The sequence below is a fragment of the Frondihabitans sp. PAMC 28766 genome (assembly GCF_001577365.1).
In the GTDB taxonomy this organism is placed as follows: domain Bacteria; phylum Actinomycetota; class Actinomycetes; order Actinomycetales; family Microbacteriaceae; genus Frondihabitans.
On sequence record NZ_CP014513.1, the window covers coordinates 3,948,693 to 3,974,260 of the forward strand.

General features: G+C 67.0%; 23 protein-coding genes and 1 pseudogene. 11 read left to right on the top strand and 13 right to left on the bottom strand.

The window, feature by feature from the left end; translation table 11 throughout:
* Positions 1-284: 284 nt before the first annotated feature.
* Genes AX769_RS18845 through AX769_RS18855 form a run of 3 tightly spaced genes read right to left on the bottom strand, consistent with a single transcriptional unit; the run spans position 285 to position 2,972 of the window.
* On the bottom strand, positions 285-1,220 hold the full coding sequence (locus AX769_RS18845) for a cytochrome b/b6 domain-containing protein (RefSeq protein ID WP_066282252.1): 936 nt from the start codon (positions 1,218-1,220) through the stop codon (positions 285-287).
* Positions 1,220-2,191, bottom strand: a complete 972-nt coding sequence (locus tag AX769_RS18850; protein ID WP_066282253.1) for an electron transfer flavoprotein subunit alpha/FixB family protein — start codon at positions 2,189-2,191, stop codon at positions 1,220-1,222. The genes AX769_RS18845 and AX769_RS18850 overlap by 1 nt, the downstream gene beginning before the upstream one ends.
* Positions 2,192-2,207: 16 nt before the next feature.
* Positions 2,208-2,972 (bottom strand): electron transfer flavoprotein subunit beta/FixA family protein, encoded by a 765-nt coding sequence (locus AX769_RS18855; protein ID WP_066282256.1) that lies wholly within the window; start codon positions 2,970-2,972, stop codon positions 2,208-2,210.
* A gap of 158 nt (positions 2,973-3,130) precedes the next feature.
* Here AX769_RS18855 and AX769_RS18860 point away from each other — a divergent pair, with 158 nt between their 5' ends.
* The 5 genes and pseudogenes from AX769_RS18860 to AX769_RS18880 all read left to right on the top strand — a co-directional run bounded on the left by AX769_RS18860 (position 3,131) and on the right by AX769_RS18880 (position 8,537).
* A complete protein-coding gene (locus AX769_RS18860) occupies positions 3,131-4,654 on the top strand; it encodes a CoA-acylating methylmalonate-semialdehyde dehydrogenase (protein WP_239451854.1) in 1,524 nt (507 codons plus the stop codon).
* 2 nt (positions 4,655-4,656) lie between these two features.
* Positions 4,657-5,799 carry an acyl-CoA dehydrogenase family protein gene (locus tag AX769_RS18865; RefSeq protein WP_066282260.1) on the top strand — a complete coding sequence of 381 codons (1,143 nt, stop codon included), beginning with the start codon at positions 4,657-4,659 and terminating at the stop codon, positions 5,797-5,799.
* A 101-nt stretch (positions 5,800-5,900) separates the two neighbouring features.
* Positions 5,901-6,859, top strand: a pseudogene (locus AX769_RS18870) (3-hydroxyisobutyryl-CoA hydrolase).
* A complete protein-coding gene (gene mmsB, locus AX769_RS18875) occupies positions 6,856-7,764 on the top strand; it encodes a 3-hydroxyisobutyrate dehydrogenase (protein ID WP_066282262.1) in 909 nt (302 codons plus the stop codon). Before AX769_RS18870 ends, mmsB begins: the two are co-directional and overlap by 4 nt.
* Positions 7,761-8,537 carry an enoyl-CoA hydratase gene (locus AX769_RS18880; RefSeq protein ID WP_066282264.1) on the top strand — a complete coding sequence of 259 codons (777 nt, stop codon included), beginning with the start codon at positions 7,761-7,763 and terminating at the stop codon, positions 8,535-8,537. The genes mmsB and AX769_RS18880 overlap by 4 nt, the downstream gene beginning before the upstream one ends.
* Before the next feature lie 12 nt (positions 8,538-8,549).
* On the opposite strand, the gene AX769_RS18885 is transcribed toward AX769_RS18880, so the two are convergent.
* From AX769_RS18885 to AX769_RS18895, 3 genes are all read right to left on the bottom strand, one after another.
* Positions 8,550-9,089, bottom strand: a complete 540-nt coding sequence (locus AX769_RS18885; RefSeq protein WP_066282265.1) for a MarR family winged helix-turn-helix transcriptional regulator — start codon at positions 9,087-9,089, stop codon at positions 8,550-8,552.
* A 57-nt stretch (positions 9,090-9,146) separates the two neighbouring features.
* A complete protein-coding gene (locus AX769_RS18890; protein ID WP_066282266.1) occupies positions 9,147-9,422 on the bottom strand; it encodes a hypothetical protein in 276 nt (91 codons plus the stop codon).
* A 449-nt stretch (positions 9,423-9,871) separates the two neighbouring features.
* Positions 9,872-11,572: an AMP-binding protein gene (locus AX769_RS18895; RefSeq protein WP_066282267.1), complete on the bottom strand. Its 1,701-nt coding sequence runs from the start codon at positions 11,570-11,572 to the stop codon at positions 9,872-9,874.
* A 92-nt stretch (positions 11,573-11,664) separates the two neighbouring features.
* Here AX769_RS18895 and AX769_RS18900 point away from each other — a divergent pair, with 92 nt between their 5' ends.
* Together AX769_RS18900 and AX769_RS18905 are read left to right on the top strand one after the other, a co-directional pair.
* Positions 11,665-12,708 carry a hypothetical protein gene (locus AX769_RS18900; RefSeq protein ID WP_066282268.1) on the top strand — a complete coding sequence of 348 codons (1,044 nt, stop codon included), beginning with the start codon at positions 11,665-11,667 and terminating at the stop codon, positions 12,706-12,708.
* Positions 12,705-13,598, top strand: coding sequence for an SDR family oxidoreductase (locus AX769_RS18905; RefSeq protein ID WP_066282270.1), 894 nt, complete (start codon positions 12,705-12,707; stop codon positions 13,596-13,598). Before AX769_RS18900 ends, AX769_RS18905 begins: the two co-directional genes overlap by 4 nt.
* Positions 13,599-13,674: 76 nt before the next feature.
* On the opposite strand, the gene AX769_RS18910 is transcribed toward AX769_RS18905, so the two are convergent.
* Positions 13,675-15,153 carry an aldehyde dehydrogenase family protein gene (locus tag AX769_RS18910; RefSeq protein WP_066282271.1) on the bottom strand — a complete coding sequence of 493 codons (1,479 nt, stop codon included), beginning with the start codon at positions 15,151-15,153 and terminating at the stop codon, positions 13,675-13,677.
* 205 nt (positions 15,154-15,358) lie between these two features.
* Between AX769_RS18910 and AX769_RS18915 the strand changes: the two genes are divergently transcribed.
* Positions 15,359-16,468: an NAD(P)-dependent alcohol dehydrogenase gene (locus AX769_RS18915; protein ID WP_066282273.1), complete on the top strand. Its 1,110-nt coding sequence runs from the start codon at positions 15,359-15,361 to the stop codon at positions 16,466-16,468.
* A 66-nt stretch (positions 16,469-16,534) separates the two neighbouring features.
* Positions 16,535-17,524, top strand: a complete 990-nt coding sequence (locus AX769_RS18920) for a phosphotransferase family protein (protein WP_204249237.1) — start codon at positions 16,535-16,537, stop codon at positions 17,522-17,524.
* 25 nt (positions 17,525-17,549) lie between these two features.
* Here the strand turns inward: AX769_RS18920 and AX769_RS18925 are convergent, their stop codons facing one another.
* Both AX769_RS18925 and AX769_RS18930 read right to left on the bottom strand, forming a co-directional pair.
* The gene (locus tag AX769_RS18925) at positions 17,550-18,341 is read right to left on the bottom strand and encodes an enoyl-CoA hydratase/isomerase family protein (protein WP_082763937.1); all 792 of its coding nucleotides are present in this window, start codon (positions 18,339-18,341) and stop codon (positions 17,550-17,552) included.
* Between the two features lie 23 nt (positions 18,342-18,364).
* On the bottom strand, positions 18,365-19,522 hold the full coding sequence (locus AX769_RS18930; RefSeq protein ID WP_066282277.1) for an acyl-CoA dehydrogenase family protein: 1,158 nt from the start codon (positions 19,520-19,522) through the stop codon (positions 18,365-18,367).
* Positions 19,523-19,618: 96 nt separating this feature from the next.
* Between AX769_RS18930 and AX769_RS18935 the strand changes: the two genes are divergently transcribed.
* Positions 19,619-21,190, top strand: a complete 1,572-nt coding sequence (locus AX769_RS18935; protein WP_066282279.1) for a long-chain-fatty-acid--CoA ligase — start codon at positions 19,619-19,621, stop codon at positions 21,188-21,190.
* A 74-nt stretch (positions 21,191-21,264) separates the two neighbouring features.
* Positions 21,265-22,305, top strand: coding sequence for a CaiB/BaiF CoA-transferase family protein (locus AX769_RS18940; RefSeq protein WP_239451855.1), 1,041 nt, complete (start codon positions 21,265-21,267; stop codon positions 22,303-22,305).
* On the opposite strand, the gene AX769_RS18945 is transcribed toward AX769_RS18940, so the two are convergent.
* Genes AX769_RS18945 through AX769_RS18960 form a run of 4 tightly spaced genes read right to left on the bottom strand, consistent with a single transcriptional unit; the run spans position 22,306 to position 25,567 of the window.
* Entirely contained in the window at positions 22,306-23,100 is a 795-nt protein-coding gene (locus tag AX769_RS18945; protein ID WP_066282283.1) for an enoyl-CoA hydratase/isomerase family protein, read from the bottom strand.
* A complete protein-coding gene (locus AX769_RS18950; protein ID WP_066282284.1) occupies positions 23,093-23,872 on the bottom strand; it encodes an SDR family NAD(P)-dependent oxidoreductase in 780 nt (259 codons plus the stop codon). The genes AX769_RS18945 and AX769_RS18950 overlap by 8 nt, the downstream gene beginning before the upstream one ends.
* A complete protein-coding gene (locus AX769_RS18955; protein ID WP_066282285.1) occupies positions 23,872-24,771 on the bottom strand; it encodes an SDR family oxidoreductase in 900 nt (299 codons plus the stop codon). The genes AX769_RS18950 and AX769_RS18955 overlap by 1 nt, the downstream gene beginning before the upstream one ends.
* A 1-nt stretch (position 24,772) precedes the next feature.
* A complete protein-coding gene (locus tag AX769_RS18960) occupies positions 24,773-25,567 on the bottom strand; it encodes an enoyl-CoA hydratase-related protein (protein ID WP_066282286.1) in 795 nt (264 codons plus the stop codon).
* Position 25,568 lies beyond the last annotated feature (1 nt).

The window sequence follows — 25,568 nt, forward strand, 5'->3', positions numbered from 1 at the left end:
TTGACCGGTGTCTAGCCCACCCTTGCCTTGCCCTCGACGGGGCCAGTCAGGAGCGAAGACTCGATGAAATCGACGAAATGGCGCGCGACTACATTGCCGGCCCCCGCCGGCGCGGACTCTTCGCCGAGGGTGTCGGTGATCAGCCGCTAGGTCGCTGGAAGCCGGCGATGCCGATCGACACGACGGCCGGCGTGCTGAGGGGCCGTCCCAGAGAAGAGGTCTACGAGAGGGATCCCGCTAGACCACTCTCGATCGAGCCGGTTCAGAACGGCTTCCTGTTCTCATCAGCGCCCGACCCGCCCCATGGTGCCGGCGATCGCCCGGAGCACGAGCGGCGACGCGGCGATCCACGCAGCCGCCATGACGATCAGCGACCCCGCGAACACTGCGAAGCCTCCCCACGAGCCGCCGTTGTTGACCGCATACATGTGGTTGAGGTTGTTGAGTGCGCCGGTCGCGAGCACCAGGGTCACATGGATCACGATGAACACGACGAAGACGATCATCGTCGGGTAGTGCACCCGCCTGGCCACGGGCAGCGGGAACACTTTGTCGAACCGCTTGAATTTCGCCGCGAACCCGGGCGCCATCCTGATGCCGGTCACGATCGCCACCGGTGCCGCGAGGAACACGATGATGAAATAGCTGATCGTCTGCAGCGCGTTGTAATTCGACCAGCCGCTCTCAGTCGGCCAATTCAGCGACGCGTACTGCAGCCCCGCCGACACCGCGTTGGGGAAGATGCCCCACGTGGTCGGGATGATCCTCGTCCACTGGCCGGTCGTGAAGACGAGCACGTAGAAGACGATGCCGTTGAGCACCCAGAGGGTGTCGGTCGTGATGTGCAGCCAGAGGTTCAGGCTGATCCTGACCGGCTGGCCCTTGGTCTTCACAAGGCCCTTGTTGTTGCGCGTCCAGAAGGCGGTGGGCCGCTGGGTGGTCCGCACCTGCCAGCCCGATCGGATGATGAAGAGCATGAAGAACACGTTCAGCCCGTGCTGCCACGCCAACCAGCCCGGGAACCCCACAGGCGCGAACGCCGGCAGGGTCGTGTGCCCGGGATAGGAGGAGAGGAACGCCTGGCCGGCTGACGTGTCGCGGATGACGCGCGCGGCGATGACGATCAGTGCCAGGCCGACCAGTATCCCGGGGACGATCCAGACCAGCTTGAACCAGCGGCTCTGCTGGAAGTTGCCGAGCCTCGTCGTGGTGTCCGCCATCAGTGCGTCCGCTGGCCGATCGCCTCGATCAGCTGCGGCACGACCGTGAAGACGTCGCCGACGATGCCGAAGTCGGCGATGTCGAAGATCGGCGCCGACTCGTCTTTGTTGATCGCGACGATGGTTTTGGCCGTCTGCATGCCGGCCCGGTGCTGGATGGCGCCCGAGATCCCGAGCGCGATGTAGAGCTGCGGCGATACTGTGATGCCGGTCTGACCCACCTGCGACGTCTGCGGCACGAACCCGGCGTCGACTGCCGCCCTCGAGGCGCCGACCGCAGCGCCCAGGGCGTCGGCGAGCTGCTCGACGAGCACGAACTTCTCTTGCGACTGCAGACCGCGGCCGCCCGAGACGACCTTCGTCGCGCCGCGGAGCTCAGGGCGGTCGGAGGCGACGACGACGTCGTGCACCTCATCGATGACGACGGCCGCACGGGAAGACGGCTCGAGCGACTGGGTTGTCACGGTCGCCTCGACAGGCTCGGCGCGATCGTCGAGGGCTCCCTGGCGCACGGTGACGATGGTCGGCCCCTGGTCGACCTTCGCCTGCACCGTGTACGCGCCGCCGAAGACGGAGTGCGTGGCGCTGATGTCGCCGCCGTCGCCTTCCACGTCGACGACGTCGACGAGGATTCCGGCTCCGAGCCTCACGGCCAGGCGCGCCCCGATCTCGCGACCGTCGATGGAGTGGGCGAGCACGATCGCGCTCGGCTCGAGCGCCACGGCCGCAGCCGCGAGCGCTTCGACCTGTGGGGTGTGCAGCACCGTCTTGACGTCGTCGGACTCTCCGATGAAGACCTGCTCTGCGCCATAACGGCCGAGTTCTTCACCGAGGGCCGCGCCGGACCCTGGTTCCACCGCGACGACGGCCACGGGAGTTCCGAGCTTCTTGGCCACGGCGAGCAGCATGGGAGCCGTATTGCGGATCTCGCCCGCGGCGGAGACCTCGATGAATGTCAGGACGTTCGACATGGGTGATCTCCTTCGATCAGATCAGTCGGCCGGCGGCGAGGAACTCGGCGAGCTCGACGCCCGCGTTGCCCTCGTCGACGATTTTGGTGCCGGCCGTGCGGCCGGGGCGCTCCGCCGTCGCGAGGACGACCGAGAGCGGAGCTGACTGGGCGTCTGCCAGGTCGGCGAGAGTCCAGACTTCGAGAGGCTTCTTCTTCGCCTTCATGATGCCCTTGAAATTCGGAAAGCGCGCTTCGGGCAGCCCTTCGGTGATCGAGATGACGGCCGGCAGGGCAGCGTGGACGGTCATGGTGCCGTATTCGTTGCCCCGCTCGCCGCTCACCGACGACTCGGTGATCTCGACGGAGTTCATGAACGTCAGAGCGGGCACTCCGAGGCGCTCGGCCACCATGGCCGGGACGACCCCGCCGCGCCCGTCGGTCGCCTCGTTGCCGGCGATGACGAGATCGAAGCCGGCCTTCGTGATCGCGGCGGCGAGAACAGCTGCCGTGGTCGTGGTGTCCGCCCCGGACAGGCCATCGTCGAGCACGTGGAGCGCGGAGTCCGCTCCCATGGCGAGCGACTTGCGGAGCGTGTCTTTCGCTGCGGCGGGGCCCATCGACAGAACCACGACTTCGGCGTCGTGGGCGTCCTGGTAGGTCAAGGCCACTTCGAGGGCACGCTCGTCGATCTCGTCGACGACGGCATCGGTCGCACCGCGGTCGAGCTGCCCTGTCGCGAGGTCGAGCTTCCGCTCACCCCACGTGTCAGGAACCTGTTTGACAAGAACGATGATCTTCACGCGTCCGACCTCCTTATGATTGGTCTAACTGTAAATGGTTTGACCAAAGTTAACCAGTCAGGCCAAGATACAACTAGTCCCTAGCAATTACTAGGACTTCCTACTATGTTCGATCGCGCATCGGCTCGACCCGCCGGGCGCACGGAAGGGTGCTCGTCATGACTCAAGAAATGATCTCCTCGAAGGTTCGCGATCTGACCCATTTCGTCGGCGGCAAGCACGTCGAAGGGACCTCCGGGCGGTTTGGCGACGTCTACGACCCGAACACCGGCGAGGTGCAGGCGCGCGTGCCTCTGGCGAATCTCGCCGAGATGACCGCCGTGATCGACAACGCGGCCGCGGCGCAGATCGGCTGGGCGAAGACGAACCCGCAGCGGCGGGCCCGCGTGCTCATGCGGTTCCTCGAACTCGTCCGCGACAACGTCGACGAACTCGCCCGGACGTTGTCGTCGGAGCACGGCAAGACCGTCGAAGACGCGAAGGGCGACATCCAACGCGGTGTCGAGGTCATCGAATTCGCGATCGGCGCTCCGCACCTGCTCAAGGGCGAGTACAGCTCAAGCGTCGGGACCGGAGTCGACGTCTACTCGATGCGGCAGCCGCTTGGCGTCGTCGCCGGGATCACGCCCTTCAACTTCCCCGCGATGATCCCGCTCTGGAAGATGGGGCCGGCGATCGCTGCCGGCAACGCGTTCATCCTGAAGCCGTCCGAGCGTGATCCCTCCGTTCCCCTGCGGCTCGCAGAGCTGTTCCTCGAGGCGGGTCTTCCGGCCGGGATCCTGAACGTCGTCAACAGCGACAAAGAGGGCGTCGACGCCCTTCTCAACGACGACCGCGTGATGGCAATCGGTTTCGTCGGCTCCACGCCGATCGCCCAGTACATCTACGAGACCGCCGCCAAGAACGGCAAACGTGCGCAGTGCTTCGGTGGCGCGAAGAACCACATGATCGTGATGCCGGACGCCGACCTCGACCAGGTCGCCGACGCTCTGATCGGCGCCGGCTACGGGTCGGCCGGCGAGCGATGCATGGCCATCTCCGTCGCCGTCCCGGTGGGCGAAGCGACAGCCGACGCCCTCGCGGCGAAACTCACCGAGCGGGTGAACCAGCTGACGATCGGCAATTCGCTCGACCCGAAGGCCGACTACGGGCCGCTCGTGAGCCGAGCGGCCGTCGAGCGGGTGACCGCGGCGATCCAGAAGGGCGTCGACGACGGCGCCGAGCTGCTCGCCGACGGCCGCGGCCACGTGGTGCCGGGCTACGAGAACGGCTTCTTCCTCGGCCCGACCCTCTTCGACCACGTCACCACCGACATGGAGCTCTACCAGGAGGAGATCTTCGGCCCTGTCCTGATCATCACCCGAGCCGCCGACTACGAGGAGGCCCTCCGCCTTCCGAGCGAGCACAAATACGGCAACGGCGTCGCCATCTTCACCCGCGACGGCGACACGGCCCGCGACTTCACCGAGCGGGTCAACACCGGCATGGTCGGCGTCAACGTGCCGATCCCCGTCCCGATCGGCTACCACACCTTCGGCGGCTGGAAGAGCTCGGGCTTCGGCGACCTCAATCAGCACGGCCCCGACTCGTTCCGCTTCTACACCAAGACGAAGACCGTGACGCAGCGCTGGCCCTCCGGCCTCAAAGAGGGCGCCAGCTTCGTGATGCCGCTGATGGGCTGATGATGACGTCGACCTACGCACCGACCGACGAGCAGGAGGCGCTCGTCGAAGCCGTCCGCGACTTCGCGACGCAAGAACTGGCACCGCACGCCGTCGAGTGGGACCAGACCAAGCACTTCCCCGTCGACGTGCTCCAAGCAGCCGGCGGGATGGGCCTCGGCGGCATCTACGCCGCCGAAGAGGTCGGCGGATCGGGGCTGACCCGCATCGACGCCGCCCTCATCTTCGAGGAGCTCGCCAAGGGCGACACCACCATCGCCGCGTACATCTCGATCCACAACATGGTCGTCTGGATGATCGACACGTTCGGCGACGACGAACAGCGCCACAAGTGGGTCCCGGGGCTCGCCGCGATGACCGACCTGGGCAGCTACTGCCTCACAGAACCGGGTGCAGGATCCGACGCGGCCGCGATCACGACGTCGGCTCGCCGCGACGGCGACGAGTACGTGGTGAACGGTACGAAGCAGTTCATCTCCGGCGCGGGCACCTCCGCGATCTACATCGTGATGGCGCGCACCGGGAAGCCCGGCGCTTCCGGCATCACCGCCATCGTCGTCCCCGCCGGAACGCCCGGCCTGAGCTTCGGTCCGAACGAGAAGAAGATGGGCTGGAACGCGCAGCCCACTCGGCAGGTCATCTTCGACGACGTCCGTGTGCCCACCACGAACGCCCTCGGGGACGAGGGCTCCGGCTTCCGGATCGCGATGATGGGCCTGAACGGCGGCCGCCTGAACATGGCGGCCTGCTCACTCGGCGGGGCCCAGTGGGCGCTCGACCAGGCGGTCACCTACCTCAACGAGCGGAACGCCTTCGGGCACCCACTGATCAAGAACCAAGCCCTGCAGTTTCGGCTCGCCGACATGGAGATCGACCTCCAGGCCGCCCGGAGCCTCCTCGCCAAGGCCGCCGACGCACTCGAGAACGACGCCCCCAACAAGGTGGAGCTCTGCGCGGGAACGAAGAAGTTCGTCACCGACGCCGCCTTCCGGGTCGCCAACGAGGCGCTCCAGCTGCACGGCGGCTACGGCTACCTCGCCGACTACGGCATCGAGAAGGTCGTCCGCGACCTTCGCGTGCAACAGATCCTCGAGGGCACCAACGAGATCATGAGCATGATCGTCGGACGGAGCTTCGTCCGATGACCGACGCCGCGTCCGAACCGCCCGTCCTCGTCTCGAGGCGGGGGCGCCTCGGCCACCTGGAGCTGAACCGCCCGCGCGCCCTCAACGCTCTGAATCTCGACATGGTGCGGATCCTGCGCCAGACCCTCGACGAGTGGGCTGACGATGACGACGTCTCGACCGTGCTGCTCACCGGCGCCGGCGAGCGGGGCTCTGCGCGGGCGGCGACATCGTCGGCATCTACCGCGACGCCCGCGAAGGCGGCCCGGAGAGCGAGACGTTCTGGCGCGAGGAGTACGCGCTCGACGCCCTGATCGCGGGCTATCCGAAGCCGTACGTCGCGATCCAGACCGGCGTCGTGCTCGGCGGCGGCATCGGGGTGTCGGCCCACGGCAGCATCCGGATCGTGACCGAGACCTCGAAACTCGGAATGCCCGAGACCAGCATCGGTTTCGTGCCCGACGTCGGCGGCAACTACCTGCTCGCGCGCGCGCCCGGCGAGATCGGCGCGCACCTGGCCCTCACCGGTTCGACGATCGGCGGTGCCGACGCGATCCTCACAGGTCTCGCCGATCACTTCATCGCGAGCGGCAGTATCGCCGACTTCATCACGTCCCTCGCGACGCAGGATCCGGCCACGGCCGTCGCGGCCTCCGCCACTGCCCCGCCACCCGGCGTACTCCCCGCGGCCCGGCCCTGGATCGACGCGGCCTACGCGGGCGACGACGTCGGCGCGATCCTCGATCGACTGGCGGCCCGCACCGAGGATGCCGCCCACGACGCCCACGACGCCATCCGTGCCAAATCGCCGACGGCGTTGAAAGCCGCGCTGCATGCGGTCAGGCGCGCCGCGAAAGCCTCCTCGCTCGAGGACGTCTTCGAGCAGGACTTCCGCGTCTCCCTGAGATTCCTCGCCGAACCCGACCTCGCCGAGGGGATTCGCGCGCAGGTCATCGACAAAGACCGCACCCCCCACTGGAATCCGACGACGCTCGGCGAGGTCGACGACAACCACATCCGCGAGCTCTTCGCCCCCCTGGGCGACGGCGAACTCGATCTCGAACGAAAGGTACGACGATGAGCACCTCTGTAGCATTCATCGGCCTCGGCAACATGGGCCGCCCGATGGCCGTCAATCTCGCGGCCGCCGGTTATGACGTGACCGGCTTCGACGTCTTCGAAGGCGCCCGCGACGCTGCCGCCGCCGCCGGCATCACGATCTCCGCCACCGCGGCCGACGCCGCAGCCCAGGCCGACGTCGTCATCACCATGCTGCAGAACGGCAAGCAGGTGCACGACGTCTACACGGGCACCGAGGGCGCGCCCGGCGTGCTCGCGGCGGCGAAGCCCGACACGCTGTTCATCGACTGCTCGACGATCGCGGTGGACGACGCGATCGAGGCGCACCGGCTCGCCGCCGAGGCCGGCCACCGCAACGTCGACTCGCCCGTCTCCGGAGGCGTCGTCGGAGCCACGGCCGGTACGCTCGCGATGATGGTCGGCGGAGCCGCGGCCGACTTCGAGTCGGCGAAGCCGGTGCTCACCGTCGTCGGCGGTCGGGTCGTGCACTGCGGCAAGCCCGGCGCCGGCCAAGCCGCCAAGGTCTGCAACAACATGCTGCTCGCCGTCTCGATGATCGCCGTCAGCGAGGCATTCGTGCTGGGCGAGAGCCTGGGCCTGACAGACGAGGCGCTCTTCGAGGTCGCCTCGAACGCGTCCGGCCAGTGCTGGGCGTTGACCACCAACTGCCCCGTTCCCGGCCCGGTGCCCGCGAGCCCGGCCAACCGCGACTTCGCGCCCGGGTTCTCGACCGCGCTCATGGCGAAAGACCTCGGGCTCGCTGCGGCGGCCCTTCAGTCGACCGGCGTCGACGCCGAGCTCGGAACCATGGCGGGCCTCATCTACTCGCGGTTCGCCGAGAGCGGCGGAGCCGGGCTCGACTTCTCGGCCATCATCACCGAGATCCGGGCTCGGAGCGCGGCATGACCGAGTTCGAGACGATCCTCGTCGAGACCCGAGGGCGCGTCGGCCTCATCACGCTGAACAGGCCGAAAGCGCTCAACGCGCTGAACTCGGCGCTCATGGGCGAGGTCGTCGAAGCGGCTGCGGCGTTCGACGGCGACCCGGGGATCGGCGCGATCGTCGTCACGGGATCGGCTAAGGCGTTCGCCGCCGGCGCCGACATCACCGAGATGGCGACGCTGTCGTATCAGGACGTCTATCTCTCCGACCTGTTCGGAGCCTGGAGCAGAATCCCGACCCTCCGCACCCCGATCATCGCCGCCGTCGCCGGCTACGCGCTCGGCGGAGGCTGCGAGCTCGCGATGATGTGCGACTTCATCGTGGCTGCGGACTCCGCGAGATTCGGGCAGCCGGAGATCACCCTCGGTGTGATCCCCGGGATCGGCGGAACCCAGCGCCTCACGCGCGCGATCGGCAAGGCCAAGGCGATGGACCTGATCCTCACGGGTCGCTCCATCACCGCCGTCGAGGCGGAACAGGCGGGCCTCGTGTCGCGCGTCGTTCCGCTCGACGAACTCGTCGAGACCGCTCTCGGCATCGCCGACGAGATCGCCGCCAAGTCGCTGCCGGTCACCATGGCCGCCAAGGAGGCCGTGAACCGGGCTTTCGAGAGCGGCCTCAGCGAGGGGATCGCGTTCGAGCGCCGGACGTTCCAGGCGCTGTTCGCCCTGGACGACCAGACCGAGGGAATGACCGCGTTCGTCGAGAAGCGGAAGCCGCTCTTCACCCACCGCTAGGGGCTGCACGGCTCAGAGGGGTTCGGCGGGAGCGTCCGGGATGTCGAAGTCGCCGGCATCACGCCGGAACTTCCCCAGGATCCGCACCAACTGGGCGAGATCGTCCCGCTCGAGCCCCGGCACCTCGAACACGACGGCGTTGAGGTCGGACGAGGCTCGGGCGACGAGGGCACGACCCGCGTCGGTCAGCGTCAGGAGCGCCGCTCGGCCGTCGCTGGGATGCGCCGACCGGGTGACGAGGGCGTCTTTCTCCAGCCGGTCGACCGTGTTCGTGACACTCGTCGGATGGACCTGAAGTCTCGCCGTGGCACTGGCCATCGGCAGGACGCCGTCTCGGGTGAAGCTGAGCAGCGTGAGCATCTCGTAGCGCGCGAACGACAGCCCGTATGGTTTGAGCACCGCTTCGACCCGAGCCAGCATGAGCTGCTGAGCCCGCATGATCGACGTGACGGCGGCCATCCCGTCGGCCGCGCTCGTCCAGCCGTGCGAGTTCCACTGCCGTCGCGCCTCCGCGATGGGATCGAGCGGCAGGGGTCTGGTCGAGCGCGCCACGGGGTCGTCCTCTCGCCTGGTGCCCTTCAGGTTAGCGAACGTCGCAGCTCTCGGAGGCTATTGCCCGGGCACCGCGTCCACTGTCACGATCCCCGCGTGGGAGACCGCCGCTCCTGTCTGACCGATGACGGCTCCCGCGCTGAGGAACAGCGCGCCCCACGACCAATCCGCGGTCAGTGCGACCAGCACGTCTCCCGGCTCGATGTCGACATCGTCTTCGATGGACTTGACCACCTCGACCAGACCGGTGTGGACGCCCGGTGAGACACCGATCCCCTGAAGCGTTTCGCCGACTTCGGCCTTCGGAATGGCCCCGCTCGCGTCCCCGCTCACGAAGTCGAAGCGGGATTCGACAGGAAGTCGTCGAGTTCCACGTCCATCGGCAGAAGGATGTCGTCCCACCGCTCGAGGGCGCCACCCGAGACGAAACGCGTTCCAGTTCTCGCATCACCAACCGGGCCTCATTGACGATTCGAGTGCACTGCACCTTCGATGCCTCCCGTGCGGGAAGAGCGACGGGCGCGGCCGACGCCGCGGCCTGGAACGGCCCGTGCAGTTCGGTTCCTTCGAGCAACTCCGTGACTCGAGCAATCGCCGCGGTCCGTTCACCGGCGAGGGAGGCGGTCCGCCTCTGAGGCGAGTTGTCGTCCTCGGTCTTCCGCGTGCCGTCGAGCATGTGGAGCACGATGCTCGGCTCGGACGAGTAGCCCCAGCACGTTGGCCGTCGTCTGACCGTGTCGGACGAAGAGAATACGCATGGCGTCAATCGTCGCTCACGCGTATTAACCGACGACGTGCGACTCGTGAACAGCCGACTCTTCGAGGAGGAGTGCCAGCGCACGCTGCCTCAGCTCGAACTTCTTGATCTTGCCCGTGGCGGTGGACGGCAGTTCGTCGACGTAGATGATCTTCTCGGGCCACTTCTGCGGCGCGATGTGGCGCTCGAAGTGCAGGTAGTCGCCGAGTTCATGGACGCTCAGCTGATGCTCCCCCGCGGCGACGATGAACGCGCACACCTTCTCACCGAGGCGGTCGTCGGGGATGCTGACGGCGGCCACATTGGCGACGTCGGGGTGCGTTGCCGCATTCTCCTCGACCTCGCGCGCCGAGATGTTGAGGCCGCCGCGGATGATGAGGTCTTTGATCCTGCCCGTGACGCGGAGGTACCCCTCGGAGTCGACGCGGCCGAGATCACCCGAGTGCGCAAAACCGTCCGGGCCGATCGTCGCGGCTGTGCGCTCGGGGTTGTTCCAGTAGCCGAGGAAGAGACCGGGGCTCGTGTACGTGATCTCGCCCTCCTCTCCGGTGGCCACTTCGGTGCCGGACTGGTCGCGGATCTGCAGGACGATGCCGTCGAAGCTTCGACCGTCGGAGGCCACGACCTTCTCCTCGGGGTCGCCCTCGCGGACGGCGGTGCAGACCATCACCTCGCTGCTGCCGTAGACGGGCCGGGCGGCGCAGCCGGGAAGCAGTCGGTTCCATTCGCGCAGGAGGACCTCCGGAATCGGGGCACCGGCCGACGCCCACACGCGCATGCTGGAGATGTCGTGGCTCGGATCCTTCTTCAGGGCGGCCAGCGCCATCTGCAGGAACGGCGTCGCGGCGATGCTGACCGTCGTCCGGTACGCAGCGATCCGGCGGAGTCCCTCGTCGGCCTCCCAGACGTCGAAGAGGTGCACAGAGGCGCCGACCATCATCGAGGTGACGAGCCCGGCAGTGATCCCGGTGGCGTGCGTGATCGGCGTCGGCATGAACATGACGTCGTCTTGCGTGAGGACGAAGACGTAGTCGTTGAGGCACTTCGCCGTGTACGACAGCGTGCCGAAGGTGTGCTGGCAGCCCTTGGGGCGCGACTCGGTGCCGGACGTGTACACGATCAGGTGAAGGTCGTCGGCGCTCGGCACCGGCCCGAGTTCGTCGTCGGTCGGAACGCCGTCGCCGGCCGACAGGTCTTCGAACGAGAGGTTGTCGCCCACGGGTGAGGTGCCGCGCACGACGATCACGTGCTCGAGTGCGGGAGTCGCCGCCTTGATCGGCGCCATCATCTCGACATAGTCGAAGTGGCGGAAGCGCTCGGAGACGATCGAGATCTTCGCGCCCGAGTCGTCGAGGACGAATTTCACCTCGTCGTCCCGGTAGACCGGCATCGTCGGCACGAGGACGGCGCCGATTCGGGCCAGGGCGATCCAGATGACGACGAACTCGTTCCAGTTCGGCAGCTGGACCTGCACGCGGTCGCCCTTGACGACTCCGAGGTGTCGGAGCGACAGCGCGAAGCGATAGGCCTGGGCTCGCAGCTCTGACCGCGTCAGCGTGCCGTAGCCGTCGGTGACGGCGACGCGACTCGGGTCGGCGGCGGCCGCCAGATCGATGTAGTGGGCGAGACTGGTCTCATCCCAGTACCCGTGCGCGCGGACGTCCTGAAGTTGCGCGGGGCTATAGCGCTGTTCGACGGTTGTTGCCTGAGCTGTCGTCATCGACATGGCAGAACTCTTTCGTCGGGGGATCAACGGCGACCCCGCTGGCCAGAGTCTAAATCAATGGTCAGTCCAATTCAATGGTCTAGTGTATAAGGGTGACGAAAGCACCTGATGCCTTCAACGACGCCCTCGTCGAGCCCGGCACGACAGGGCTTCCCGAGCGCTTCTTCGACCGGCTCATGTTCAACCTGCACCCGACCGACAGCACCTCTCCCTCGATCATCCTGGGGGCGGGCGTCTACCCCGGCGCGAACACCGTCGACGGCTTCCTGGTCGTCAGCGACGCCGGCGAGCAGAAGAACTTCCGCTTCTCAACCGAGCTCGACTCCACCGACGGCACGACCGTGGGGCCCCTCAGCTGGACGCTCGACGAGCCGATGACGCGCTGGCGGCTGACCCTCGCCCCAAACCCTACGGGCCTCGAGGGTGACGTCGTCTGGACGGCCCGGACCCCGGCGTGGACCGGCAGCGTCACCGTCGAGAACGGCGACGCGCCGTCGTCGACCTTCGACCACCTGTTCCAGTCGGGCACCTACGAAGGTGTGCTGAGGCTCGACGGGCGCAGGATCACGGTCGACGGCTGGTACGGACAGCGCGACCGTTCCCGCGGGGTGCGCACCATGGCCGGCGGCCAAGGCCTGCACGTCTGGTTCCAGGGGCAGTTCGACGACCGATCGATCGGCTTCCTCCTCGTCGAAGGCCGCGACGGATCGCGCCTCCTGCTCGAAGGGGCCGTCATGGCCACGGACGGCAGCCTCGACGGCGTCACCGCAGTGACGCACGACCTCCGCTTCGACGACGGCCTCGACCTCGTCGGCGGCCGGATCCTGGTCACGACCCGGAGCGGCGTGGAGTACGACGTCGCCATCGACGCCTCCGCGCGCGGCGGCTACATGGCCGGTGCCGGCTACGGCGGCCAGCACGGCAAGCCCAGGGGCCTCGACCACGAGGAGTACGACGTCTATCCGCTGGACGGCTCCGTCACCCCTCGCACCGTCGACACGGCCCTGACCGACCGGCTCTCGCTTCTCGAGTGGGACGGCCGCCGGGGCATCGGCATCGTCGAATTCGCGCACTCGCGCAGCGCCTCGTACCTCTACGTTCCGTCACTGACGACGAACCAAGGAGACCACCCATGAGCTACCGTTCCGTTTTCGCACCCGGCCTCTTCGCGGGGCAGACGATCGTCGTGACGGGCGGCGGCAGCGGCATCGGTCGCTGCGTCGTCCACGAACTGACCTCGCTCGGCGCCGAGGTCGCGATCGTGGGCCGCAAGCAGGCCAAGCTCGAAGCGGTCCTCTCGGAGGTCGAGGAGGACGGCGGTCGCGCCTCGATCCACTCGACCGACATCCGCGACGAAGACGGGGTCGTCCGCGTGATCGACGCGATCCTCGAGCGTCACGGCCGCATCGACGGCCTGGTCAACAACGCCGGCGGGCAGTACAAGGCGAACCTCGACACGATCACGACCAAGGGCTTCGAGGCCGTGGTGCGAAGCAATCTCACCGGCGGCTTCATCGTGATGCGCGAGGTCTACAACCGCTGGATGAAGGCGAACGGCGGCTCCATCGTCAACATGATCGCCGACATCTCGAACGGCTGGCCGGGCTTCGCGCACTCCGCGGCCTCGCGGGGAGGCATGCTGACGCTCACCGAGTCGGCCGCGACCGAGTGGGCTGCTGCAGGCGTGCGACTGAACGCGGTCGCGCCGGGAGCGATCGCCTCCTCCGGCCTCGACACCTACGACGACGAGCACACCGCTTTCATTCAGCAGCAGGTCGTCACCGGCATTCCGCTGCAGCGCTTCGGCACCGAGTCGGAGGTCTCCGCCGCGATCGTCTTCCTGCTCTCCCCCGCAGCGAGCTTCATCACCGGATCCACTATCCGCGTCGACGGAGGCGCACCCAACGCCCGCGAGGGGTGGTGGAAACTCGAGCAGAACCGCGCCTCGGAGCCGTTCAACGGGTTCCACCGCGCCTCCGGCCCGGCCATCTTGACCGGAACGGGCAACGAGGTGACGGGCAGCTAGTCGCAGCTGGACTGGGCCGCGGAATCCAACAGATCGACCCCGCGGCCTCCACCGCCCCTGTCTCGCGTGCTGTCGATCAGGCGTCGAGCCGACCCCTGATCATGGTGATGAGACCGGCGACTCCCTGATTCATCGCTTCGACCATCTCCGGCGAGGCGAGGACGCCGCCGACGAGCCCGTCGGTGAGACCCACGTTCGGATCACCCGTGGCGACGGTGCGACGGTGGGTGAACTCGTCGAAGCCGGGCTTGCCGTGGTACGCGCCGCTTCCCGAGTTCCCGACTCCACCGAAGTTCGCGCCCACGACGACGGCGTGCATGATGCCGTCGTTCCGGCACACACCACCGCTCGTCGTGAACTCGAGGAAACGCTTGAACTCGTCGCTGTCCTCGCCGTAGTAGTAAGCGGCGAGGGGAGAGGGCCGGGTGTTGATGTAGCGGATGACTTCGTCCATGTCGTCGTAGAGGTAGACGGAGAGCACAGGCCCGAAGACCTCCTCGCTCGAGATCGTCGCGTCGCTCGGAACATCGAGCAGAACGGTCGGAGCGATTCGACGAGTCTCCTTCGAGGGCAGGAGCCCGGCCTCGGAGTCGTTGACGGCGACGATCTTGCGGGCGCCCTTGCTCACTGCGTCGTCGATCAGACCGACGACACGGTCGAAGTTGCGGTCGTTGACGATCGACACGACGCCGGGGTGGTTGGCGTAGTCGGGGAAGAACGTGTTCATCTCGACGATGACCCGGTTGACGAAGTCGTCCGCGATCTCGCGGGGCACGAAGACGTAGTCCGGGCACAGGCACACCTGACCGCCGTTCATGAGCCTCGTGCCGGCAATTCGCTTCGCGGCGAGAGCGATGTCGGCGTCACGGGCCACGACGACGGGATTCTTACCGCCGAGCTCGAGGGCGACGGGCACGAGATTGCGCGCCGCCGCCACGGCCACCTGCTTCCCGATCGACGGGGAGCCCGTGAAGATGATCTTGTCGAGTTGGAGGTCGGAGAACTGCCGCGCCGTCTCCAGGTCGCCGAGGATCACCGCCACTTCGTCCTCGGCGAGAAATTCGGCGACGGCCTTCTTGAAGACCTGGCCCGTGCGGACGTGGAAGTCGGGGAACTTGATCATCACGCGGTTTCCGGCGGCGAGAACCGCCATCGCCGGCTCGACGGTGAGGTTCATCGGGAAGTTCCACGCGCCGATCACGCCGACGACGCCGAGCGGTTTCTGCTGGATGAAAGCCCCTTCCAGGACAGTCGGCTTCATCCATTCCTCGAGGTTGCCGTAGACGTCAGCAGCGTCGCCGACCCAGCCGAGCACGTCGAACGCCTTCGTCAGGGTGATCGGACGCTGGCCGTAGTCCTCGGTCAGCGCCTCCGCCAGTTCGTCGGCGTATTCGAGGACGGCGAGATTCAGCCGGTCGATTCGGCTGCGACGGACGGCAGCCGTCGCGATACCCTCCTCGAGGTAAGCGGCTCGCTGAAGGGCGAGGATTCGCTCGAGCTCTTCGCGGCCGACGGGTTCGGCCGTCAGAGGAGTGTGGATCGTTTGCATGGACATGTAGACCTGTCGATTCTCTCTCTCCACGCGCGCTGCACCTGGTTGATCAACGCCTTTGTGGATCCTGCTCAGTGTGAATCTTTGGTCGACCATTCACAAGGTCTGACAGATAACATTTGGTCCAACCATTGACTTCAGAGAATTTCCCTGCAGGATGAGATCCGTCGCGCAACGATGCGCGATGCTTGATCTGAGGGAGAAGCTCATGGAAATCACAGCAGCCGTCATCCGGGAAGTCGGTGGCGACGTCGCCCTCGAGAAGGTGGATCTCGAGACCCCTCGGGCCGACGAGATCCTGGTCAAGATCACGGCGGTCGGCCTCTGCCACACCGATATCGCGACCATCGCCGGCGCCTTGCCGTTTCCGATGCCGGGTGTCCTCGGACACGAGGGCAGCGGCATCGTCGCCGAAGTCGGATCCGACATCACCAAAGTGGTTCCCGGCGACCGAGTCGCGATCTCATTCGCCAGTTGCGGCACCTGTCCGGCCTGCGTGTCGGGCGAACCCGCGTACTGCCACCAGTTCATGGCCCTCAACTACGCCGGCACACGGCCCGACGGCTCGTCCACCACGTCCAACAGCGAAGGACCGGTCGGAAGCAGTTTCTTCGGTCAGTCGACCTTCGGAACGCATGCGATCACGAAAGAGCGCAACGTCGTCAAGGTACCCGACGACTTCCCCCTCGAACTCGCCGGCCCCCTGGGCTGCGGCATCCAGACGGGTGCGGGCGCCATCATGCGAAGCCTGAAGGCGGCGAAAGGCTCGGCCGTGGTCGTGGCCGGAGGAGGCTCGGTCGGGCTGTCCGGAGTGCTCGGGGCCGTTGTCCAGGGCTGCAGCACGATCATCCTCGTGGAACCCGTGGCTGCGCGTCGCGAACTGGCCCTGACGCTCGGAGCGACCCACGTCATCGATCCCGCCGCCGGCCCGGTCGACGAACAGATCCGGGCAATCGTCCCGGACGGCGCCCAGTACGGCTTCGACACGACCCGGATCCCCGCGGTGATCGCGGCAGTGCTCAACGCCCTCGGCAATCAGGGGGTGCTTGGCCTGGTGGCCATCCCGGCGGATCCGACGGCATCGATGTCGCTCCCCCTCATCCCCGCGCTTCTTCTGGGCCTGACGGTCAAGGGGATCGTCGAGGGCGACAGCGTGCCGGACGAGTTCATCCCGCAGCTCATGAGCCTCTACCAGGAGGGCCGGTTCCCCTTCGACAAGCTCATCACGAAGCTGCCGTTCGACCAGATCAACGAAGGCATGAAGGCGCAGCACGACGGAACCGCGATCAAGGTCGTCCTGACCCTCGACGAGAACTGATCGGTGCAGGAGACGAAGCCGCCGGGGCCCACGGCATGGGAGTGGACGAATTCGACACGCAGCGCTTTGACGGACTTTCTTCAGCAGAAGGGTTTGGTCGACGGCTCGATCACCACGAAAGCGATCGGTGACGGTCACTCGAATCTGACCTACCTCGTCTCGGACGGGGAGCGACGGATGATCGTCCGGCGTCCCCCGCCGCCTCCGCTTCCCAAAGGTGCGCACGACGTTCTCCGCGAAGCCCTTTTCCTCGGCGCCCTCGAGGGCACGAGCGTGCCGGTGCCGACTCTCCTCGCGACCGCCCAGACCGGCGAGGTGATCGACTTTCCGTTCTACGTCATGAGCGTCGTCGACGGGCCTGTCGTCACGACTCGCACGCCGGCGCCGCTCGACACGCCCTCTCGTCGCCTGGAGATCGGTGAAAGCCTGGTCGACACGCTCGCCGAACTCCACTCGGTCGATTGGCGAAGCCGGGGACTTTCGAGGGCCGGTCGGCCCGAAGGGTTCAACGAACGCCACTTCCGCAGGATGCGGCGACTGATCGCGGACGCCGATGATCTGCTGCCGCCCGAGTTCCGTCGAATCGAAGCGTGGCTCGCCGCCACCGTTCCCGTCGAGTCCGGCGCATCGATCGTGCACAACGACTTCCGACTGGGGAACGTGGTTCTGGCCCCTGAAGGGCGAGGCCGTGTCGTCGGCGTGCTCGACTGGGAGCTCACGACCATCGGCGATCCGCTCTTCGACCTCGGTTACTTCCTCGCGTCCGTCCCCGTCGCCGGCGAACCGCTGACCCCGACGGAGGAACTCGGCGTCGCTCTCCTGGAGGAGGGATATCCGACGCGACAGGAACTCACCGACCGCTATGAGGCCCGCACCGGTGCAGACCTCACCCACCTGCCCTGGTACACGACCCTCGCCCTCTGGAAACTGGCTGTGCTGTATGAGTACGGGCGTCGAAGGGCTGCCACGGGAGGGGGCGACGACTACTACTCGGATCCTGCGCTCGTCACCGCGTTCCTCGACGCCGCGCAGCGCGCCGCCGAGGGCACAGCGTGACGCACGACGGGCGCAGATGCTCCGACTACGAGGTGGCGCGGTCCGCGTCTCGACGCTCCAAGAATTCCGACCGCTTCTCGGCGATCTCGGGATCCCCCATCGTCGAGTAGCCGTAGAGGGCCTCGAGCCGCAACTGGTCCTCGAGCGGACGGCCCACGACCGTCAGGATCGTCTCCTTGGCCGACTCGACGGCGACCCGGGGGTTCCGGATGATCTTCCGCGCGATGTCCTCCGCCGTCGCCATCAGATCCTCCGGGGCGACGACGCGGTTCACGAGGTGGATCTCTTTGGCCCGCTGGACGTCGATCGGCTCCCCCATCAGCTCGAGCTCCATCGCGATGCCCACGCCGCAGGTGTTGACCAGGCGCACGATGCCCCCGTCGGCGAAGTGCATTCCCCGACGCATGTGGAAGAAGCCGAACTGCACCGTGTCCGAGGCCACGCGGATGTCGCACGCCAGCGACAGCTCGATGCCGCCCCCGATCACCCAGCCGTTCAAGGCGGCGATGATCGGCTTGTTGATCGTCAGACCCCGCGTGATGCCCCCGGCGAAACCGCGAGCGAGAACGCTTCGGCCGAGACCAGGCCCGGCGTTGATCCACGGATCGATGTGCGACTTGAGGTCGGCACCGGCGCAGAACGACTTCTCGCCGGATCCGGTCAGAATGGCGACACGGGCATCGTCGTCGTCGCGGAAGGCCGTCCAGGCCTCGAACAGGAGGTCGTCGGTCTCGCGGTCGATGGCATTGTGCACCTCGGGGCGGTTGAGCGTGATGTAGACGATCTGATCGCGCTTCTCATACAGGACTTTGCTCATGGCGTTCCTTCGATTCGGGTGGGTCAGGCGGTTTCTCGGCCGGCGTAGGCACGAGCGATGACCATCTTCATGATCTGAGCCATGCCGTCTCCGATCTGCAGGCCGAGGACGTCGCGGAGTCGCTGTTCGTAGGGAAGCTCGCTCGAGTAGCCACCGTGGCCGTTGGTCAGCAAGCAGGTCTGCACGACGTCGAAGGCCAGCTTCGGAGCCCACCACTTGCACATGGCAGCCTCGGTCGTGTGCGGGAGTCCGTTGTCTTTCAGCCAGAGCGTTTCGAGACACATCAGCCGGCACGCGTGAACGAGGGTCTCGGCCTCGGCCAGGGGGAATGCGACCCCCTGGTGCGACGTCAGCGGCTTCCCGAAGCTCTCGCGGGCTGCGGCGGCGACCCAGGTCTCAGCCAGAGAGATCCTCGCAACCGCCAGACATTGGATCCCGATCAGGGCGCGGCTGTAGTCGAAGCCCTGCATCACCTGGGCGAAGCCCCGACCCTCTTCGCCGATGAGGTGGGACGCGGGCACACGCACGTCGTCGAAGTAGAGCGTGCCTCGGCCGGCGGCACGTCCGCCGATGTCCTCCCACTCCGTCGCCGTGATCCCGGGGAGATCGAGCGGCACCAGGAACGCGCTGATTCCGCGGGCGCGACTCTCGACTGTGCCGGTTCTCGCCCAGACGAGGGCGAAGGACGCTTGTTTCGCGAACGTGACCGAGTTCTTCTCGCCGCTGAGGACGTACGAGTCGCCGTCGCGGACAGCCCGCATCGCAAGCTTGCCCGCGTCGGACCCTGCCTGGGGTTCGGTCAGGCCGATGCCAGGCAGGTACTCGCCGCGCACGAGCCCCTCGAGCCACGGCGCTGCGATCTCGGGGTCGCAATACTTCGCGAGAATCGTCCCGGCGAGCGACATCGTCACGTAGAGCTGACCGATATTGAAGTCGGATTCCGACAGCGCCTCGAGGACGAGCCCCGCGGTCACGGCGTCCAAGCCGAGGCCCCCGAACTCCTCCGGGAGTTCGACTCCGAAGAAGCCCATCTCTCCCATTTCGAGAAGCGTGTCGCGATCGAAGGCCCCCTCGCGCTCGCGCTGTTTGTAGAACGGTGCCAGACGCCGCACGCCGAAATCGCGGGCGCTGCGCGCGAACTGTTCCTGGTCTTCGCTGATGGTGAAACCGAGAGTCGACATGCCCGTCCATTTCCATCCGTCACCCTCGACGGATTGGTCCAATCATAATATACTTCTCCTGACGACGCCTCGTCGTGACAATCAAAGGAGATTGGCATGTGGCTTTATTCGGAGATCAAGACGATCGGCGACATTCCCCGTCATTTCGGCCGGACGACTCCCCACGCCCCTGCGCTGATCGATGCGAACGGACCGATCTCGTTCGCCGAACTGGACCGGCGCTCGAATGCCGTGGCGAATCTGATCCGCGGGCTGGGCCTCTCCTCACAGGCCCGGGTCGGCTATCTCGGCAAGAACTCGACTCGCTTCTTCGAGTTCTTGTTTGGCGCCAACAAGGCGGACACCGCCCTTCTGACTCTGAACTGGCGGCTGGCTGCACCCGAGCTCGCCGAAGTCTTGCGCGACTCGACGCCGGAACTCCTTTTGATCGATCGCGAATTCGCCGATGTCGCCGCCGCGATCGTCTCGCTGAGCGGCATCACGTGCCGTCAGCTCGTCTACGACTCCCAAGCCCCGGGCTCGTCCGAGCTCGACGCACTCCTGGCCGACTCGTCCACGGACGACCCGGCCATCGACGTCGATCCCTGGTCGACGTCCGTTCTCATGTACACCTCGGGGACGACCGGCACTCCGAAGGGCGTCAAGATGTCGCACCAGGGGTACCTCTTCTTACGGCTCTGCGAACACCTCGAGCCCTCCTTCGACTACGACGCGAGCGACATCATGCTCACGGTCATGCCCCTCTTCCACGCCATGGGCGTGGGTCTTTCCCTCCAGGCGATCTACAACGGGGCCGCCATCGCCGTTTACCCGATGCCGGATCCGGGCACCCTCATCACCCTGATCGCTCGCGACCGCCCCACCCTCGTGCCGATCGTGCCCACCGTGATCCAGATGCTGCTCGACCACCCGGATGCCGCACACGCCGACTATTCGTCGGTGCGACTCGTCGTCTACGCGGGATCGTCCATCAGCCCGTTCCTCTTGAAGCGGGCCATCACAGAGATGGGCTGCGACTTCCTGCAGTTCTACGGCGGCACCGAGACCGCGGCCGGTGTGACGTTCCTGCGACCGTCTGACCACCGCTCCGGTGACGAAACCCTCCTGAAGTCGTGCGGCAGCCCGCTGCCCCTGGTGGAGTTCCGAGTCGTCGGCTTCGACGGCGCCGACGCGCCTGACGGTGTCGTCGGCGAGTTCTGGATCCGGACGCCCTCGATCACCACCGGGTACTACAACAAGCCCGAGCAGACCGCCGAAGCGCTCGAGGGCGGCTGGTACCACTCGGGCGACGCCGGTTATCGGGATGCGAACGGCTACCTCTACATCGTCGACCGGGTCAAAGACATGATCGTCTCGGGAGGTGAGAACGTCTACTCGACGGAGGTCGAGAACGCCCTCGTCACTCTCGAGGGCGTGCAGATGTGCGCGGTCGTGGGCGTGCCCGACGAGAAGTGGGGCGAGCGGATCGTCGCCTTCATCGTTCCGAAGGCGGGCTCGTCCGTCTCCGAGGCCGAGGTCATGCTCCACTGCCGCGAGCGCATCGCCGGCTACAAGGTGCCGAAGCAGGTGAAGTTCGTGGAGGCGCTGCCCATCACTGCGAGCGGCAAAGTGATGAAGAGGCAGCTGGTCGCCGAGTTCGTGGCCGCGTCGGCCGTGGCCGAGGGCTGACGGTGTCGGCCGGAGCCCTCGAGGGAATTCGGGTCCTCGAGTTCGGCTCCACCGGCCCCGGTCCCTTCTGCGGAATGATGCTCGCCGATCACGGCGCGGATGTCGTGCGCGTCGAGCGACCGAACCGAGCAGCGCCCATCACCCCGGCCGGAGACGCCAGCGAAGAACTGCTCCACCGAAACCGGACGTCGATCGCCCTCGACCTCAAGGATCCCGGTGATCACGCGCGGGCGCTCGACCTGATGCGGATCGCCGACGTGGTCCTCGAGGGTTTCCGCCCCGGCGTCATGGAGCGCCTCGGTCTCGGCCCCGACGTGGCGGTCGAGAGCAATCCCCTGCTCGTATACGTCAGGATCACGGGGTGGGGCCAGAGCGGCCCGGCGGCGACCCGCGTGGGTCACGATCTCGACTACTTGGCCGTCTCGGGAACGCTCTCCCTCCTCGGAAAGAAGAACGAGCCTCCCGCGATTCCCCTCGCTCTGGTCGGCGACTTCGGAGGCGGTGGGATGCTTGCGGCATTCGGTGTGCTCGCAGCCCTGATGGAACGGACGCGCTCCGGGCGAGGCCAGGTGGTCGATGCCTCGATCCTGGACGGCTCGGCCCTGCTCGCGACTGCGTTTCACGGCTATCGAGGGACCGGCGCGTGGACCACCGAGCGGGAGGACAACCTCGTCGACGGCGGCGCCCCGTTCTACAACACCTACACGACTCTCGACGGACGCTTCGTGGCGGTGGCGGCCCTGGAGCCGGCGTTCTACGCTGCACTGCTCAGAGTCCTGGGTCTCGCGGCGGCGGATCTGGCGCCGCAGGACGACAGGGAGTCCTGGCCCGTTCTCCGGCGGCTCTTCGCCGATGTGATCGCGCGTCGTACCCGAGACGACTGGGTCGCTGCGTCTCAGGGCACGGAGGCGTGCCTGAGCCCCGTTCTCACTCTCGAAGAAGCTCGCCTCGACGAGCAGATCGTCGCGCGCGGAACGATCGTGGAGTTCGCGGGAACTCCTCAGCCCTCTCCGGCACCCCGCTTCAGCCGAACGGCCGGGTCTCTGCGCACTCCCCCGACGACGACGATTCGGCCGACATCGGACGTGCTCGACGACTGGAAGAGCGACTGCTGACTACTTGCCCTCGAACTTCGGCGCGCGCTTCTCGGTGAAGGCCGTGAGACCTTCGCGGGCATCCTGCGTGCCGGCCAGCATCGCGAGGGCCTGGGCCTCGTCTTCGAGCGACGCTTCGAAGGGCTGGCTGAGCGCGCGGCCCAGAAGGCGACGGATCTCGCCGTAGGCACGCGTCGGGCCTGCGCCGAGCTGCGTCACGAGCTCTTCCGCGCGGTCGGCGAGGCGGTCGTCGTCGACCACTTCGTCGACGAGCCCGGCCTGAAGCGCCGCGTCGGCGCCGAGCATCTCGGCGAGGAGCAAGAACCGCCTGGCCCGAGAGACTCCCATGCGCGATGCCAGGCCGAACGACGCACCGAGGTCCATGCTGAAGCCGAGTCGTGGGTAGGCCGCGCCGAACTTGGCCGACCGGGCGCTGATCACGAGGTCGAAGTTCGACAGGACCGCGACAGCGCCGCCCATGGCGGTGCCCTGCACTGCGGCCACGAGAGGTGCATCCATCCGGCGAAGGCGTGCCAGCCCGGGGTGCATCGTGGAGGTGCCGTCGAGCACGGCGGCCGGCGCCTGATCGAGGTCCTTCGTGAAGACGCTGACGTCTCCTCCGACGCTGAAGAACTTACCGGTGGACCGGAGCAGGACCGCCCTGATCTCGCCGCCGAGGACTGCCAGGTGGTTCGCCGCGTGCCCGAACTCCTCGAAGAAGTCGGCGTTCATGGCGTTCCCCGCGTCGGGTCGCGCGAGCGTCAGTCTCGCGATTCCTCTCTCGACGTCGAGTTGGATCGTCTTGTAGTCACGCAACGGAAATCCCTCCATTGATACTGATGGCTTGGCCTGTCATCCGCCGAGCGGCCGGACTCGCGAGGAAGACAGCCATTGTGGCGAGATCCTCGGCTTCGACGACCCCGAGATGTGCGAGGGAGGCCGCCTTCACGAACATCTTGGCGCTGAACGGGTCGCCGTCGATGAGAGCCGATCCCGGCGTGTTCGCAATCAGGGACGGCGTGAGCACGTTGATCCGGATTCGCTCGCGCTTCACTTCGAGAGCGGTCGCCTTGCAGAACAGGACGAGGGCGGCCATCGCGGCACCGATCAGAGTCTCCCCGGGAGTCGGAACCTTCGCCGCATCCGAGGCCACCACGACGATGCATCCGTCATTTCGAGCCCGCATGTCGGCGAGCACAGCGTGGATCAGATGCAGCGGCGGCAGGATGATCTCCTCGATCCGGGGCGCCACCTGGTGGATCGTGATGTCGTGAAGGAGCCGTGGCGGCTGGCTCGGGCCGGTCGTGGTCACGAGCACGTCGATGGCACCGAGCCGCGCCCGGCAGTCCGCCTCACAGGCGACGGCCTGGTCCGGATCCGCCGCGTCGACTCGTACGTACGACACGTCCGCCCCCGGCAGGTCGTCCGTCAAGCGGCGCACGGCCGCGTCACCGCGCTCCGAATCTCGCCCGAGCAGGATCACGTGCGCCCCGGACCGAGCGAAGTGCCGCGCCGTCTCCCAGCCGACTCCGGCTGTGCCGCCGAGAACGACGACTCGTCGGTCGGACTTCGTCGAGTCGGCGTCCATCAGCCAGCGGTCCGCTGCGCTTTGCTGGCGGCGGAGGCCGCTTTGCTGGTCTCGCGGATGTCGATCCACTCCTGGTCGGTGACTTTCGTGAGAGCGGCGAAGGTACCGGGCCCCGCGAGGCGCTGGCCCCCGTCCATGGCGATGGTCTCGCCGGTGAGGTAGTCGCAGGCGTCCGAGAGCAGGAAGATCGTCAGCGCCGCGAGCTCCTCGATCGTGCCGACCCGGCCCATCGGGATCTGGTCGGGCTGGGTGGCGCCGACAGCGCTCGAGTCGGTCGGGTTGAGCATCTCCCAGGCGTAGTCGGTCGGAATCGGGCCTGGTGCCAGGGCGTTCAGGCGGATCCCGTAGCGGGCCCATTCCACGGCGAGCGACATCGTCATCGCGTGGACCGCGGCCTTGGCCATGGCCGAGGGCACGACGAACGCCGAGCCCGTCCAGACCCAGGTCGTGAGGGTCGAGAGGACCGAGCCCGGGAGCCCCTCGGCGATCCAGCGCCTTCCCGCGGCGTGGGTGGTGTTGAACGAGCCGTTCATCACCGTCGAGCTCACGGCTTCGAACGCGCGCGTGCTCAGTGAGGCTGTCGGAGCGATGAAGTTACCGGCGGCATTGTTGATCACGCTCGTCAGAGGCCCGTGTTCGTCCCAGATGCGCGACATCGCAGCGTCGACCGAATCGCCCTGTCGGACGTCTACGCTGTCGACGAATACGCGTCCCGACCGACCGCCGGACGCTTCTTCCGCCGCCTCTTCGAGCACGGACAAGCGTCGGCCCCAGAGATGGACCTCGGCCCCGTGGGCGACGAGGTGACTAGCCACCCCGCGCCCCAGTCCGGTGCCGCCCCCGGTGATGAGCACCCGTTTGCCCTCGAGCACGTCCGGCGCGAAGATCGACTTCGCCACGTCAGTTGCCCCGGTACGGAGCGAAGTCGGGCTTCCGCTTCTCGTTGAACGCGGTGATGCCCTCCTTCGCCTCCGGCGAGTCGCCGAAGAGTCGGAGGCTCGAATACGCCATCTGCCCGATGCCCGCGAAGTGCTCGGTGTCGGTGTTGAACGACTGCTTGAGCACCTTGAGCGACGTGGGCGACAGGTTCAGGATCTCGTCCGCCCACTGGCGCACCTCGGCGTGCAGCTGGTCGAGCGGCACGACCTTGTTGATGAGCCCCCACGCCTCGGCCTGGACGGCCGAGTACTGCCGGCAGAGGAACCAGATCTCGCGCGCCCGCTTCTCGCCGATTATCCGGGCCATGTAGCCGGTCCCGAAGCCGGCGTCGAAAGATCCGACGCGCGGACCGTTCTGGCCGAAGATCGCGTTGTCTGAGGCGATGGTCAGGTCGCACAGCATGTGCAGCACGTGACCGCCGCCGATGGCGAAGCCGTTGACGGCCGCGATGACGGGCTTCGGGGCGTCGCGGATGACTCGGTGCAGAGACTCGACCTCGACGAGGCCTGACTCGGAGGGCCCGTAGTCGCCGGTCTCGGCGCGCTGCTTCTGGTCGCCGCCGGTGCAGAAGGCCTTCTCACCTGCTCCGGTGAGAGCGATGACGCCGACGTCGTCGCTCGCCCAGGCTTTCTTGAAACTCAGGATGAGTTCGTCGACGGTGCGCGCGCGGAACGAGTTGTACCTTTCGGGTCGGTTGATCGTGATCCAGGCGAGACCGTTGTCGACCTCGTAGGTGACGTCTGTGAAGTCGTCCATG